Genomic DNA, 12650 nt, shown 5'->3' with positions numbered 1-12650 from the left:
TGTCTTAGATGAGCTTGGCGAACGCGACCGCCGTGTCGGCCATGCGGTTCGAGAAGCCCCACTCGTTGTCGTACCAGGTGAGGATACGCACGAAGTTGCCTTCGACGACCTTGGTCTGGTCGATCGCGAAGATCGAGGAGTGGCTGTCATGGTTGAAGTCGCGCGAAACGAGCGGCTCTTCCGTGTAGCCCAGAACCCCCTTGAGCGCGCCATTGGAGGCGGCCTTGATGGCGTTGGTGATTTCCTCGACCGAGGTGTTGCGCTTGGCGACGAACTTGAAGTCGACGACGGAGACGTTCGGGGTCGGGACGCGGATCGACGTGCCGTCGAGCTTGCCCTTCAGTTCCGGCAGAACCAGGCCAACGGCCTTGGCGGCACCGGTCGAGGTCGGGATCATCGACAGAGCGGCAGCGCGGGCGCGGTACAGATCCTTGTGCATCTGGTCGAGCGACGGCTGGTCGTTGGTGTAGGAGTGGATCGTGGTCATGAAGCCGTGGCTGATGCCGATGGTATCGTTCAGGACCTTGACGACCGGAACCAGGCAGTTCGTCGTGCAGGATGCGTTGGAGATGACCAGGTGGTCCTTGGTCAGCTGGTCGTGGTTGACGCCGTAGACGACCGTCAGGTCGGCGCCGTCGGCCGGAGCCGAGACGATGACGCGCTTGGCGCCGGCAGTCAGGTGGGCTGCAGCCTTGTCGCGGGCGGTGAAGATGCCGGTGCACTCCATCGCGATGTCGATACCGAGTTCCTTGTGCGGCAGCGTTGCCGGATCCTTGATCGCGGTCACCTTGATCGGCTTGCCGCCGTTGATGGTGATCGTGTCGCCTTCGACCTTGACCTCGGCCGGGAAACGACCGTGGATCGAGTCATAGCGCAGCAGGTGAGCGTTGGTCTCAACGGGGCCAAGGTCGTTGATCGCAACGACTTCGATGTCGGTGCGGCCGGATTCGACGATCGCGCGGAGCACGTTGCGGCCGATGCGGCCAAAACCGTTGATGGCGACTTTCACTGTCATGGGTCTCTCCCTGTCTGACTGACGTGGTACGAAAAAAAGCGGGGCGCACCTTTCGGCGCGCCCCGCAGATTGATCAGGCGAGCTTCGTTTCCGCGGCGGCGACCACCGCCTCGGGCGTGATGCCGAAGTGCTTGTAAAGCTCCTTGTAGGGGCCGGAAGCGCCGAAGCTCGACATGCCGATGAAGGTGCCATCGCTGCCGATGAAGTGATCCCAGCCCTGACGGATGCCGGCTTCGACGGCGATCTTGACCGGCGAGTTGCCGATGATCGCCTGCTGGTAGTCTTCGCTCTGCTCGGCGAAAAGCTCGAAGCAGGGAACGGAGACGACGCGGGTCGAGATGCCCTTGGCGGTCAGCGTCTGGCAGGCCTTGACGGCGATTTCGACTTCCGAGCCAGTGGCGAAGATCGTGACCTTGGCGTCGGCGGCCGAGATCAGGTCATAGGCGCCGCGGGCGCAGAGGTTTTCTTCCTCATACTCGGTGCGAACGGCCATCAGGTTCTGGCGGGTCAGCGCGATGCCGGACGGACGGTTGTGGCTTTCGAGCGCCAGCTGCCAGCACTCGGCCGTTTCCGTGGCGTCGGCCGGGCGGAACATCAGGAGGTTCGGAATGGCGCGCAGCGCTGCCATGTGCTCGACCGGCTGGTGCGTCGGGCCGTCTTCGCCAAGGCCGATGGAATCGTGTGTCAGCACGTGGATGACGCGGATGCCCATCAGAGCGGCAAGGCGGATCGACGGACGGCAATAGTCCGAGAAGATCAGGAAGCCGCCGGAATAGGGGATGACGCCGCCATGCAGCGCCATGCCGTTCATGGCAGCGGCCATGCCGTGCTCGCGAACGCCCCAATGGATGTAGCGGCCGGAGAAGTCGTCAGGGGTGATCGACTTGGTCTGGCTCGTCTTGGTGTTGTTCGAGCCGGTCAGGTCGGCCGAGCCGCCGATGGTTTCGGCCAGAACGCCGTTGATGACTTCGAGCGCGTCTTCGGAAGCCTTGCGGGTTGCCGGCGACGGCTTGGTTTCGGCGAGCTTCTTCTTGTAGTCGTCGATGGCGGAGGACAGACGGCCCTCGAGCTCGCCGGAGAAGCGGCGAACGAACTGGGCCTTCTTCTCGGCCTCGCTCTTTTCAAGACGGTCTTCCCACTCCTTGCGCGCCTTGGTCGAGCGCAGGCCGGCCAGACGCCAGGCGTCGAGCACGTCCGAGGGAACGACGAAAGCTTCGGCTTCCCAGCCGAGTGCCTTGCGGGTGGCGGCGATTTCCTCGGCGCCGAGCGGCGAGCCGTGGACCTTGTGGGTGCCGGCCTTGTTCGGGGCGCCGAAGCCGATCGTCGTCTTGCAGGCGATCATCGTCGGCTTGTCGGACTTCTGCGCCTGGTCGATCGCAGCGGCGATCGCGTCCGGATCATGGCCGTCGACGGCAATGGTGTTCCAGTTGGAGGCGCGGAAGCGGGCGTGCTGGTCGGTCGAGTCGGCGATCGAGATCGGGCCGTCGATCGAGATGTTGTTGTCGTCCCAGAAGACGACCAGCTTGTTGAGCTTCAGGTGGCCGGCGAGCGAAATCGCTTCCTGGCTGATGCCTTCCATGAGGCAGCCGTCACCGGCGAGCACGTAGGTATAGTGCTCCATCAGGTCGGAGCCGAATTCGTCGCGCAGCTTGCGCTCGGCGATCGCCATGCCGACGGCATTGGCAATGCCCTGGCCGAGCGGACCGGTGGTCGTCTCGATGCCGGCGGCGTGGCCGTATTCCGGGTGGCCGGCGGTGCGGGCGCCGAGCTGGCGGAAGTTCTTGATCTCGTCGATGGAGATGTCTTCGTAGCCCGTCAAATAGAGCAGCGAGTAGAGCAGCATCGAGCCGTGGCCGGCCGACAGCACGAAGCGGTCGCGGTTCGGCCAGGAGGGGTTCTTGGGGTCAAAGCTCAGATAGCGCGTGAAGAGGACTGTCGCTATGTCGGCTGCACCCATGGGCAGGCCAGGGTGGCCGGAATTTGCCTTCTCGACGGCATCCATGGAGAGGAAACGGATCGCATTTGCCATCCGGTCGTGTTTTTCGCGAGAGATCATGACTGTTCCGTTTGCGTTCGGTGGTCAGGGAACGGTCTCTATCCTCCAAAGACCGCGCAAGAAGCGGCTGACACATAGCAGGTGCGCCGTGCGAGTCAATAAATACGGGGCTTCCGCGGCCATTTGACGGCAGCTTGCTTCGGTCCCTGCCCGAGTGCTTGTTCCGCAATGCAATAAGCCTGCTGCACTGCCGTTGAAGAAAGCCGGCTACGCAATCCATCCACAGCTTCCGCTGTTGTTTGCTGTACTTGGCATTGTTGAGACTTACGTAATAGGTTTAAAAAAGATCGAGCCGAAGCGGCGGACGGGATTCGGGCGATTCGGCCTCATGGGCGAGGTATTCGGAACACATGCCGGCAAAGACTGTCAAAGCGGCGATCGACGAACTGCGAAACGCAGTGCAATCCCTGGAGAATGCGATCGACGGTCGGTTTGACAGGGAGCGGGACTTCAGCGAGTTCGAGGGCGAGGTGCGACGCGTCAACACCGACCGGTCGCGGCTGGCGCAGGAACTCGATCAGTCGCAGTTCCGGGCAAACCGGCTCGAGGAGGTCAACCGTGAGGTTTCCCGTCGCCTCGTGACGGCGATGGAAACCATTCGGGCGGTGCTCGACCGCTAGGAACAAGCGACATGGCGCAGGTGACAGTTTCGATCGATGGCAAGGCCTATCGCATGGCCTGCGAGGAAGGGCAGGAAGATCATCTGATCGAGCTTGCCACCAATTTCGATCAGTATGTCGGACACCTCAAGACCCAGTTTGGCGAGATCGGCGATCTGCGCCTGACCGTCATGGCCGGCATCATGGTCATGGACGAGCTCAGCGAGGTCAATCGCCGGCTGAAGAACCTCGAAGCCGAGGTCGGCAACCTGACCAACGGGCGCGACGCCGCGCTTTCGGATCAGCTGAAGAACGAGGAGGCGCTGGCCTCGGCACTCAGCGAAGTGACCCAGCAGATCCACGGTATCGCCGCCAAGCTGAACGGCCGCCCCACGACGCCGTCGAGCTGACAAGGTTTCGTCGGCGAGCCACTGGCGCGAAGCACCGAGACACTTTATATATCGAATGCGGTCTGCGCTCCCCGACAGGAACCACAATCCCCGGGGCCATACTCGATCCTAAGGGAGCTGTCCCTGTCCGGACCCGTGGGTTCGGACACATGGCGCCCACCTACTTTGTAGGCACCCGGGATCGTAAAATATCCATCGGTTGTGTGGATCGCACTTCTCCCTCTTTCCGTTGCTCATTCACTCCCCGGCAAAGGCCCGGCGGATGGCGTCGGCCATGGCCTCGACGATCCGGTCCTTGCCGTTTCCGGCCTTTGAAATCCGCAGCACGACATTCGAGTGATCGATCACGGTGTAGCCGTCATCGGCGGTCAGTTCGCGGCAGCCGGCCGGAATGCTGCTGCGGGCAAGCGGCGCGATGGCGAGGCCGGATACCACCGCCGCCATCAGGCCGCCGCTGGTGCGGCTGACATAGGCGACGCGGTTGTCGATGCGGCATTTCCTCAAGTTGCGCTGAGCGAGGTCGTCGCACCAACCGCCTTCGAGATAGGTATAGGTCGCGATCGGTACCGGGCGGCGCTCGTCGGTCCGGTGCTGCTCCGACGTCACCCAGACGGTCGGATCCATCATCAGCACTTCGTTTCTCGTCTTTCCGCCGGGCTCGAAGACGACGGCAAGGTCGATCTCGCCCGCTTCCAGCGCTGCGACATTGGTCATCGACGCGCCCTGCTGCACGGTCACTTCGACGCCCGGGTGGATGGCGGCGAAACTGCCAAGCGCCTTCGGCAAGGTCGAGTTGATGTATTCCTCCGGCAATCCGATCCGGACCGCGCCGTCGAGCGCGGGTTGGCGGAGCGCGGCGGCCGTGTCGTCGAGCAGGGTAACGATGCGCCTGGCATTATCGACGAGCCGCAGTCCCTGCGGCGTCAGCACCACACCGCGCGAATGGCGCTCGAACAGGGCGTCGCCGAGCACATCCTCGAGCTTCCTGATCTGCATGCTGACCGCCGACTGGGTGCGCCCGACGATGTCTGCGGCGCGCGTGACGCTGCTGGTATCGACAACCGCAAGAAAGGTTCTGAGCAGATCGCTATCGAGGGGAAGGGGCATGGCTTCAACCATCAGATTTTCTGATGACAGTCATGCTTGCAATTCGTTTGTCAGATGTCAATGCGAGGACGAAGATCGTCCCGTCAGATCATCTTGCGCCCGAGTCCTTGCCATGAGCGTGCTTGCCGTTCTCGCCTTTTCTGAAACGTTCGTTACCGCCCGACGCAGGGCAAGGCAATGGACTGTCGATTTGCTGTTTGTCGAGGCGCCCGTCGAGGTGCCGGCAGACAAGCCGTTGCTGCTGCGTGACGTCGGGATCTCGGCAGGCGACCCCGACCTTCGGCAGCGGGAGCGGATCTTGGGGCAGGCGGTCTATCGGTCGCACTGGATGCTCTAGCCCGTCCCCGCGCCAATCCTTACGAGATGAGATCGAGCCTTGCGGCACGAAAGACGGCTTCGGCCAGATTGCCGGCCTGCAGCTTGCGCATGGCGTCTTCCAGCGCGCGGTCGATCCGGTCGAGCGGAATGTCGGTTTCGCGCATCATGTCCTGGCGCGTGCGGCCGCGGGCTGCAAGCGTCAGGCAACGCAGTTCCAACGGTTCGAGTTCTTTCATCTGGTCCTTCATGGACGTCGGCTTTTCCACTGCTGCCTGCAGGAGCGCGTCCATACATCGAACACGGGCATTAGTTCCTGCTAATTATTTGAAATCGCGTCTTTATTTGCATGCGCTCGCCAATGCGCGAAAGCGGAACCGTCGTCCATGATGAACGGAACGCTAATGCTGTGCCGAACCGGGAAGGCGCTGGCAGTGCTGTCGCAAACCGCGGCAAAAGCGGCGATGCGGGTGAATGTGCACGGGCGACATCGGGTATATAGGCTGGTGATTGAGCCGGGAATCGGCGAGAAAGTGACGGGTTGTGCCATTTCGGGAGGAGAATTCGTCCGCGACGATGGCATGAGGCAGGAGAGGGCACGATGTCACCGAAAGACCTGAAGGCGGCGCTGCGCAACGAGCGGCTGGCATTGCGCGATGCGATGCCCGCGGAGATACGGATCGAGGCGAGCCTGACCATGGCCGACCATGCCGGCGACGTCATTGCGCTCGATCCGGGCCACATCGTTTCCGGCTTCTGGCCCATCCGCTCCGAGGTCGATATCCGGCCGCTGATGGCGCGGCTGAAGAGCCGTGGCGCCCGGCTCTGCCTGCCTGTGATCATGGACAAGAAGACGATCGTCTTTCGCGAACTGCTCGATGGCGTCGACATCATCTCAACCGGCTTCGGCACGACGGGCCCTGGCCCGGATGCTCCGGTGCTCGACCCGGATATCATGCTCGTGCCGCTTTCTGCCTTTGACGCGACCGGTCACCGGATCGGCTACGGTGCCGGTTATTACGACCGGGCCATCGACCGGTTGCGCAACAAGGGGCATCTGCCGAAACTGATCGGCATCGCGTTCGACTGCCAGGAGGTGGCTGCCGTGCCGGCCGAACCGCACGATGTGGCGCTGGATGCCGTTCTCACCGAGAGCGGATTCCGGCATTTCTAGGTCATTGACGAAGCCGAGCGACGGCCCGGCGCTTTGAAATCGCGCGGGCCGAGGCGGAAGATTGGTTCGCGATCCCACGCGGAATCGATCTTGGGCGTTTCCTGTCGGCCCAGGATCGTGTAGACGCTCTACCTCTTTGTTTTACGCAGGTCCGGCCGCCACAACCGCTGACGCGCTTCCGCCGGAACTGCCCTGGTGGGATTTGAGCGAGCATGAGGCTTCTGTTTCTGGGAGATATGGTGGGCAAGACGGGCCGCACGGCGGTCTGGGAGCGGCTTCCGGGACTGATCGGCGACCTCAAGCTCGATTTCGTCATCGTCAACGGCGAGAACGCCGCGGGCGGCTTCGGGATCACCGAAGACATCTTCCTCGAGACGATCAACGCCGGCGCCGACGTGGTGACCACCGGCAACCACGTCTGGGATCAGAAGGAAGCGGTGGTCTTCTGCGAGCGGCACGACCAGTTCCTGCGCCCGGCCAACTATCCGGCCGGCACGCCCGGCCGCGGATCCAACCTGTTCTTTGCCCGCAATGGCGCGCGCGTGCTGGTCGCCAACGTCATGGGCCGCGTCTTCATGCATCCCGAACTCGACGACCCCTTCAAATCGGCCGAGGCCATCCTCGATGCCTGCCCGCTCGGCGAGCAGGCGGATGCGATCGTGTTCGACTTCCATGCGGAGGCGACCAGCGAGAAGCAGTGCTTCGGCCATTTCGTCGACGGTCGCGCCAGCCTCGTCGTCGGAACGCATACGCACGTGCCGACTGCCGATCACCAGATCCTCAACGGCGGCACCGCTTATATGAGCGATGCCGGCATGTGTGGCGACTACGATTCCTCGCTCGGCATGGACAAGGAAGAGCCGCTCAACCGCTTCATCTCGAAGATGCCGAAGGGGCGCTTCGAGGCGGCCTCGGGTCCGGCCACCATCTGCGGTCTCGGGGTCGAGATCTCCGATCGCACCGGGCTCGCCGAGAAGATCGCGCCGCTGCGACTTGGGCCGAGACTGGCGGAAACGATCCCGGATTTCTGGTCTTAAGGCCAAGTCAGGCGGCATTCTGAACGCAGCGCGAAGCTGCGCGCGGGCACCTTTGGTTGTCCCGTATCGCCTTATTGGAATTGATTTTTTTCAAGGTGACAACCCCATCAAATGATGGCAGGTTATCGCGAAATCACGCCGGGCCGGGGCGTGATGTATTCGTGGGTTTTTGCAGAATGAATGGTGTGCGCAGTCCTGGATTGCGGGCATGTGCTGTTGTCGCTGCGCCACGGGCAATTGCTCGCTGCCCAGCGAATTTGACCTGACAGCGTTCGCGGGCCGAAGGGCGCAAGGCTGCTGTATCATTTGATTGCTTGTGTGACTTTGCCTCTCGGATCGCTGCCGATCCGAGGATTTGTGCGGAGCGGGACGGGTAATGCGGCTGTTTTGCGCACAGGCCCCGCTCTGAAATATTCAAAGCGATCGCGGTGGTCTGGTCGATTGGCTGCCCCTCGTGATCCAAGTGCATTCGGAGGGCATGCATGTTGTCTCAGTGGCATTTGCCGATGATCGTCGGCGCTTCTCTTTCCCTTCTATCCGCAATCGGTGCCCAGGCGCAGGACGCGCAACTGCCCGTGGTGACCGTCGCCAAGCCGGTCGTGCGGGACGTCATCGACAGCGACGAGTTCATCGGCCGTTTCGAGCCCGTCGACGAGGTGCAGGTTCGCGCCCGCATCGGCGGCTATCTCGACGAGGTCAATTTCACCGATGGCGCCCTGGTGAAGAAGGGCGACAAGCTCTTCGTCATCGACCAGCGGCCCTATCGTACGGCTCTCTCTCAGGCCGAATCGACGCTGGAATCGGCGCGCTCGTCGCTGGAATTCGCCGAGGCCCAGTTCAAGCGGACGCAATCGCTGACGGGCACCGGCACGCTTTCGGTCTCGACGCTCGACGATCATCGCCGCGAACTCCTGTCGGCGCAGGCGCTGGTGCGCGGCGCGGAAGCGGCGGTCGAGCGTGCCAAGCTCGACCTTGACTACACCACCATCACCGCGCCGCTCAGCGGCCGCGTCGACCGGCGCCTGCTGTCGACGGGCAATCTCGTCCAGGCTGACCAGACGGTGCTGACGACGATCGTGTCGCTCGACCCGATCGATTTCTACTTCGACGTCGACGAACGGCGGCTGCTTTCCTATGCACGGGTCGCGCGCGAGCGCGGCAGCGCGCTGCAGGAAGGCGGCGGCTCGCTCGAAGTGCTGGTCACCATCGCCGACTCGCAAGAGGAGCCGTTCAAGGGCAAGCTCGACTTCGCCGAAAACCGCGTGGATCCGCAGAGCGGCACGATGCGCGTGCGCGCCCGTCTCGATAACCCGAGCCTCGTGCTGCAGCCCGGTCTCTTCGGCCGTGTGCAGATCGAAGGCTCGAACACCTACAAGGCCGTCCTCATTCCGGACGAAGCGATCGGCGCCGACCAGAACGAGCGCATCGTCTATGAGGTGACCGGGGATGGAACGGTGGTGACCAAGCCCGTGCGTCTCGGCCCGAAGCTGCATGGCTACCGCGTCATCCGCTCCGGCATGACCGGCGACGAGACCATTGTCGTCAACGGTCTGATGCGGGCGCGGCCCGGCACCAAGGTGAAGCCCGAGACGGTGCAGCTTCCCCCCGAAGCGCAAGCAGCGGGGGCGGCGCAATGAGGTTTGCTCACTTCTTCGTCGACCGGCCGATCTTCGCGTCGGTGCTGTCGATCGTGCTGCTGATCGTCGGCAGTATCGCCTATTTTCAGCTTCCCGTGGCGCAGTACCCGGAAATCGCCCCGCCGACCATCGTCGTTCGCGCTGCCTATCCGGGTGCTGACGCCGATACCGTTGCCAACACCGTCGCGACGCCGCTCGAACAGGAAATCAACGGCGTCGAGAACATGCTCTATATGTCCTCCTATTCGACCGCCGACGGCTCGATGGCGCTGACGATCACCTTCAAGCTCGGCACCGACCTCGACCAGGCACAAGTGCTGGTACAGAACCGCGTGTCGATCGCGGAGCCGCGGCTGCCGGAAGAAGTCCGGCGGATCGGCATCACCACGGCCAAGAGTTCGCCCGACCTGATGATGGTCGTGCATCTCTTGTCGCCGACCGAACGCTATGACCAACTCTACGTCTCGAACTATGCGCGCACCCGCATTCGCGACCTGCTCGTCCGGCTCGATGGCGTCGGCGACGTCATCCTGTTCGGCGAGCGCGAATATGCGCTGCGTGTCTGGCTCGATCCGGAGAAGCTGTCGGCCTATGGCATGACGGCCGGTGACGTGGTGCAGGCTTTGCGCGAGCAGAACGTGCAGGTCTCCGGCGGTTCGATCGGTGGTCCGCCGGCGCCGGGCGACAGCGCGTTCCAGTACACGGTCACGACGGACGGCCGCTTCAGCGACGCGCGGCAGTTCCGCTATGTCATCGTCAAGGCGACGGAAAGCGGTCGCCTCGTGCAGCTGCAGGACGTCGCGCGTGTCGAGCTCGGTGCTCGCGAATACGTCAACAACAGCTATCTCGACGGCAGCCCGGCGGTGGCGCTCGGCATCTTCTCGCGGCCGGGCACCAATGCGCTCGACGCCGCCGAGCAGATCCAGAAGGTGATGACCGACGTTTCCAAGGACTTCCCTGACGGGCTCGAATACCGCATCGTCTACAACCCGACAGAGTTCATCTCGGAATCGATCAACGAGGTCTACAAGACGATCGCCGAGGCGGCCATTCTCGTTGCCATCGTCGTTCTCGTCTTCCTGCAATCGTGGCGCACGGCGATCATCCCGATCGTCGCCATCCCCGTGTCACTCGTCGGCACCTTCGCCTTCCTCTATGCCTTCGGTTTCTCGCTGAACATGCTGACGCTGTTCGGCCTGGTGCTGGCGATCGGTATCGTCGTCGACGATGCGATCGTGGTGGTCGAGAATGTCGAGCGAAATCTCGCGCGAGGGATGACCCCGCGCGAGGCGTCGCATGTGACCATGGACGAGGTGGGGGCGGCCGTCATCGCGATCTCGCTGGTGTTGACCGCGGTGTTCGTGCCGACGGCCTTCATCCCCGGCATCGCCGGCCAGTTCTACCTGCAGTTCGCCGTGACGATCTCGGTCGCAACGGTGATTTCCGCCTTCAACTCGCTGACACTGTCACCGGCGCTGGCGGCTATCTTGTTGAAGCCGCACGAGAACGGCCATCATGAAAGCCGCAATCCGCTGACGCGCTTCGGCAAGGCCTTGGCGAACGGCTTCAACAACGGTTTCGACCGGATGGCGTCGGGCTATGCATGGGTCGTGCGCAAGCTCGTCTCGACGAAGGTGGCGCTGGCCGCGGCCCTTCTCGTCTTCGTCGGGCTGCTGGGGGCCACCTGGTACATGGCGCAGATCGTGCCGCGCGGCTTCGTGCCGACCATGGACCAGGGCTATGCGATCGTCGTCATCCAGCTGCCGGACGGCGCCTCGCTCGACCGGACGGACGCCGTCGTCAAGCGGGCCTCGAAGATCATCCAGGACGTGCCGGGCGTGAAAAGTGCTGTCGCCTTTGCCGGCTTCAACGGTGCGACCTTTACCAACGCGTCCAATTCGGGCGTGGTCTTCGCCTCCTTCGAAAGCTTCGAAGAGCGGCTGAAGAACGGGCAGGGGGCCAACCAGATCATCGGCCAGCTCTATGGCAGCCTGCAGAGCATCCAGGAAGCCTTCATCATCGCCGTGCCGCCGCCCTCGGTGCGCGGCATCGGTAACTCCGGCGGCTTCAAGATGCAGATCATGGACCGGCAGAGCTCCGACATGCGCCGCGCGCTCGGGCTTGCCTACCAGATAATGGGCGCTGCCAACCAGACGGAAGGGTTGACCGGGGTCTTCACCACCTTCTCGGCCTCCAGTCCGCAATACTTCCTGGCGATCGACCGCGACAAGGCGCGCACACTCAACGTGCCGATCCCCAACATCTTCGAGGCGCTGTCGATCAACCTCGGTACGTCCTACGTCAACGACTTCAACGCCTTCGGCCGCGTGTACCAGGTGCGGGCGCAGGCCGACCAGCAGTACCGCGTCGAGCGCGACAACATCCTGGCGCTGAAGGTGCGCTCGGCAACCGGTGCGCTGGTGCCGATGGGTACGCTTGTCGAGATCCAGGATACGGCCGGTCCGACGCTGGTGCAGCGCTACAACATGTACGTCTCGGTGCCGATCCAGGGTAACCCTGCGGTCGGGGTCTCGACGGGTACGGCTCTCGACAAGATGGAGGCGCTCGCCGCCCAGATCCTGCCGCAGGGCACGACCTTCGAGTGGACGGAACTCGCCTACCAGGAGCGCCAGACAGGCAACACCGCGGTGTTCATCTTCGCACTGTCGGTCGTCTTCGTGTTCCTGGCGCTGTCGGCCCAGTACGAAAGCTGGGTTCTGCCGCTGGCGATCATCCTGATCGTGCCGCTCGGCGTGCTGGCCGCATTGGTCGGGGTGTTCATCCGCGGGCTCGACAACAACGTACTGACCCAGATCGGGCTCATCGTTCTGATCGGTCTTGCAGCCAAGAACGCGATCCTGATCGTCGAGTTCGCGCGGCAGGGCGAAGACGAGGGCAAGACGCCGATCGAGGCGGCTGTGGAAGCGAGCCAGCTGCGCCTGCGCCCGATCCTGATGACCGCCTTTGCCTTCATCCTCGGCGTGGTGCCGCTGATGATCGCGACCGGCCCGGGTGCCGAAATGCGCCAGTCGCTCGGCACGGCGGTGTTTTCGGGCATGCTCGGGGTAACGTTCCTCGGCCTGTTCCTGACGCCGGTGTTCTACGTCGCGCTCCGGTCGTTCCGGCGACGCAAGGCGGCGGTGAGCGAACCGGCGCCGCACCCGGCCGAATAGGGCAGGCCCGACGATAACCTGACGAATGCCCCGGCAGCAATTCCGGGGCATTTGGCTTTGACGAGGCTATCGTTGCCTTATCGGCCTTAGGGCCGGTGACGTAAACGTGAGCACCGCCTGCCGTTTG

General features: G+C 63.3%; 11 protein-coding genes and 1 other RNA gene. 8 read left to right on the top strand and 4 right to left on the bottom strand.

Going from position 1 to position 12650, the window contains the following annotated elements:
• Nucleotides 1-4 precede the first annotated feature (4 nt).
• The gene (gap, locus tag FA04_RS15000; protein WP_034806178.1) at nt 5-1015 is read right to left on the bottom strand and encodes a type I glyceraldehyde-3-phosphate dehydrogenase; all 1011 of its coding nucleotides are present in this window, start codon (nt 1013-1015) and stop codon (nt 5-7) included.
• A gap of 73 nt (nt 1016-1088) precedes the next feature.
• Nucleotides 1089-3071: a transketolase gene (gene tkt / locus FA04_RS14995; protein ID WP_034806181.1), complete on the bottom strand. Its 1983-nt coding sequence runs from the start codon at nt 3069-3071 to the stop codon at nt 1089-1091.
• A gap of 350 nt (nt 3072-3421) precedes the next feature.
• Here tkt and FA04_RS14990 point away from each other — a divergent pair, with 350 nt between their 5' ends.
• From FA04_RS14990 to ssrS, 3 genes are all read left to right on the top strand, one after another.
• Nucleotides 3422-3691: a DUF4164 domain-containing protein gene (locus tag FA04_RS14990; RefSeq protein ID WP_034806184.1), complete on the top strand. Its 270-nt coding sequence runs from the start codon at nt 3422-3424 to the stop codon at nt 3689-3691.
• Nucleotides 3692-3702: 11 nt separating this feature from the next.
• A complete protein-coding gene (locus FA04_RS14985) occupies nt 3703-4080 on the top strand; it encodes a cell division protein ZapA (protein ID WP_034806187.1) in 378 nt (125 codons plus the stop codon).
• A 56-nt stretch (nt 4081-4136) separates the two neighbouring features.
• Nucleotides 4137-4294: non-coding RNA, 6S RNA (gene ssrS, locus FA04_RS14980), on the top strand.
• Between the two features lie 23 nt (nt 4295-4317).
• On the opposite strand, the gene FA04_RS14975 is transcribed toward ssrS, so the two are convergent.
• Complete coding sequence (locus FA04_RS14975; RefSeq protein ID WP_234798711.1) at nt 4318-5199, bottom strand: LysR family transcriptional regulator; 882 nt, start codon at nt 5197-5199, stop codon at nt 4318-4320.
• 100 nt (nt 5200-5299) lie between these two features.
• On the opposite strand from FA04_RS14975, the gene FA04_RS14970 reads away from it, so the two are divergent.
• The gene (locus tag FA04_RS14970) at nt 5300-5524 is read left to right on the top strand and encodes a hypothetical protein (protein WP_034806191.1); all 225 of its coding nucleotides are present in this window, start codon (nt 5300-5302) and stop codon (nt 5522-5524) included.
• A 19-nt stretch (nt 5525-5543) separates the two neighbouring features.
• Here FA04_RS14970 and FA04_RS14965 read toward each other — a convergent pair whose 3' ends face one another.
• A complete protein-coding gene (locus tag FA04_RS14965; protein WP_234798710.1) occupies nt 5544-5741 on the bottom strand; it encodes a helix-turn-helix domain-containing protein in 198 nt (65 codons plus the stop codon).
• Between the two features lie 362 nt (nt 5742-6103).
• Here FA04_RS14965 and FA04_RS14960 point away from each other — a divergent pair, with 362 nt between their 5' ends.
• From FA04_RS14960 to FA04_RS14945, 4 genes are all read left to right on the top strand, one after another.
• Nucleotides 6104-6676, top strand: a complete 573-nt coding sequence (locus tag FA04_RS14960) for a 5-formyltetrahydrofolate cyclo-ligase (RefSeq protein WP_034806194.1) — start codon at nt 6104-6106, stop codon at nt 6674-6676.
• A gap of 212 nt (nt 6677-6888) precedes the next feature.
• On the top strand, nt 6889-7713 hold the full coding sequence (locus tag FA04_RS14955) for a TIGR00282 family metallophosphoesterase (protein ID WP_034806196.1): 825 nt from the start codon (nt 6889-6891) through the stop codon (nt 7711-7713).
• A gap of 482 nt (nt 7714-8195) precedes the next feature.
• A complete protein-coding gene (locus FA04_RS14950) occupies nt 8196-9350 on the top strand; it encodes an efflux RND transporter periplasmic adaptor subunit (RefSeq protein ID WP_034806198.1) in 1155 nt (384 codons plus the stop codon).
• Nucleotides 9347-12523: an efflux RND transporter permease subunit gene (locus FA04_RS14945; protein WP_034806200.1), complete on the top strand. Its 3177-nt coding sequence runs from the start codon at nt 9347-9349 to the stop codon at nt 12521-12523. Before FA04_RS14950 ends, FA04_RS14945 begins: the two co-directional genes overlap by 4 nt.
• The last annotated feature ends 127 nt before the right edge of the window (nt 12524-12650 follow it).

The organism is Ensifer adhaerens (assembly GCF_000697965.2).
In the GTDB taxonomy this organism is placed as follows: Bacteria; Pseudomonadota; Alphaproteobacteria; order Rhizobiales; family Rhizobiaceae; genus Ensifer; species Ensifer adhaerens.
Note: the sequence above shows the minus strand (reverse complement) of the source record. Positions and strands in the feature narration are given on the sequence as shown.

Excerpts from the sequence above, each read along its gene's own strand:
- gap (WP_034806178.1), bottom strand. The coding sequence starts at position 1,015 with ATGACAGTGAAAGTCGCCATCAACGGTTTTGGCCGCATCGGCCGCAAC.
- tkt (WP_034806181.1), bottom strand. The coding sequence starts at position 3,071 with ATGATCTCTCGCGAAAAACACGACCGGATGGCAAATGCGATCCGTTTC.
- FA04_RS14990 (WP_034806184.1), top strand. The coding sequence starts at position 3,422 with ATGCCGGCAAAGACTGTCAAAGCGGCGATCGACGAACTGCGAAACGCA.
- FA04_RS14985 (WP_034806187.1), top strand. The coding sequence starts at position 3,703 with ATGGCGCAGGTGACAGTTTCGATCGATGGCAAGGCCTATCGCATGGCC.
- FA04_RS14975 (WP_234798711.1), bottom strand. The coding sequence starts at position 5,199 with ATGGTTGAAGCCATGCCCCTTCCCCTCGATAGCGATCTGCTCAGAACC.
- FA04_RS14970 (WP_034806191.1), top strand. The coding sequence starts at position 5,300 with ATGAGCGTGCTTGCCGTTCTCGCCTTTTCTGAAACGTTCGTTACCGCC.
- FA04_RS14965 (WP_234798710.1), bottom strand. The coding sequence starts at position 5,741 with ATGAAAGAACTCGAACCGTTGGAACTGCGTTGCCTGACGCTTGCAGCC.
- FA04_RS14960 (WP_034806194.1), top strand. The coding sequence starts at position 6,104 with ATGTCACCGAAAGACCTGAAGGCGGCGCTGCGCAACGAGCGGCTGGCA.
- FA04_RS14955 (WP_034806196.1), top strand. The coding sequence starts at position 6,889 with ATGAGGCTTCTGTTTCTGGGAGATATGGTGGGCAAGACGGGCCGCACG.
- FA04_RS14950 (WP_034806198.1), top strand. The coding sequence starts at position 8,196 with ATGTTGTCTCAGTGGCATTTGCCGATGATCGTCGGCGCTTCTCTTTCC.
- FA04_RS14945 (WP_034806200.1), top strand. The coding sequence starts at position 9,347 with ATGAGGTTTGCTCACTTCTTCGTCGACCGGCCGATCTTCGCGTCGGTG.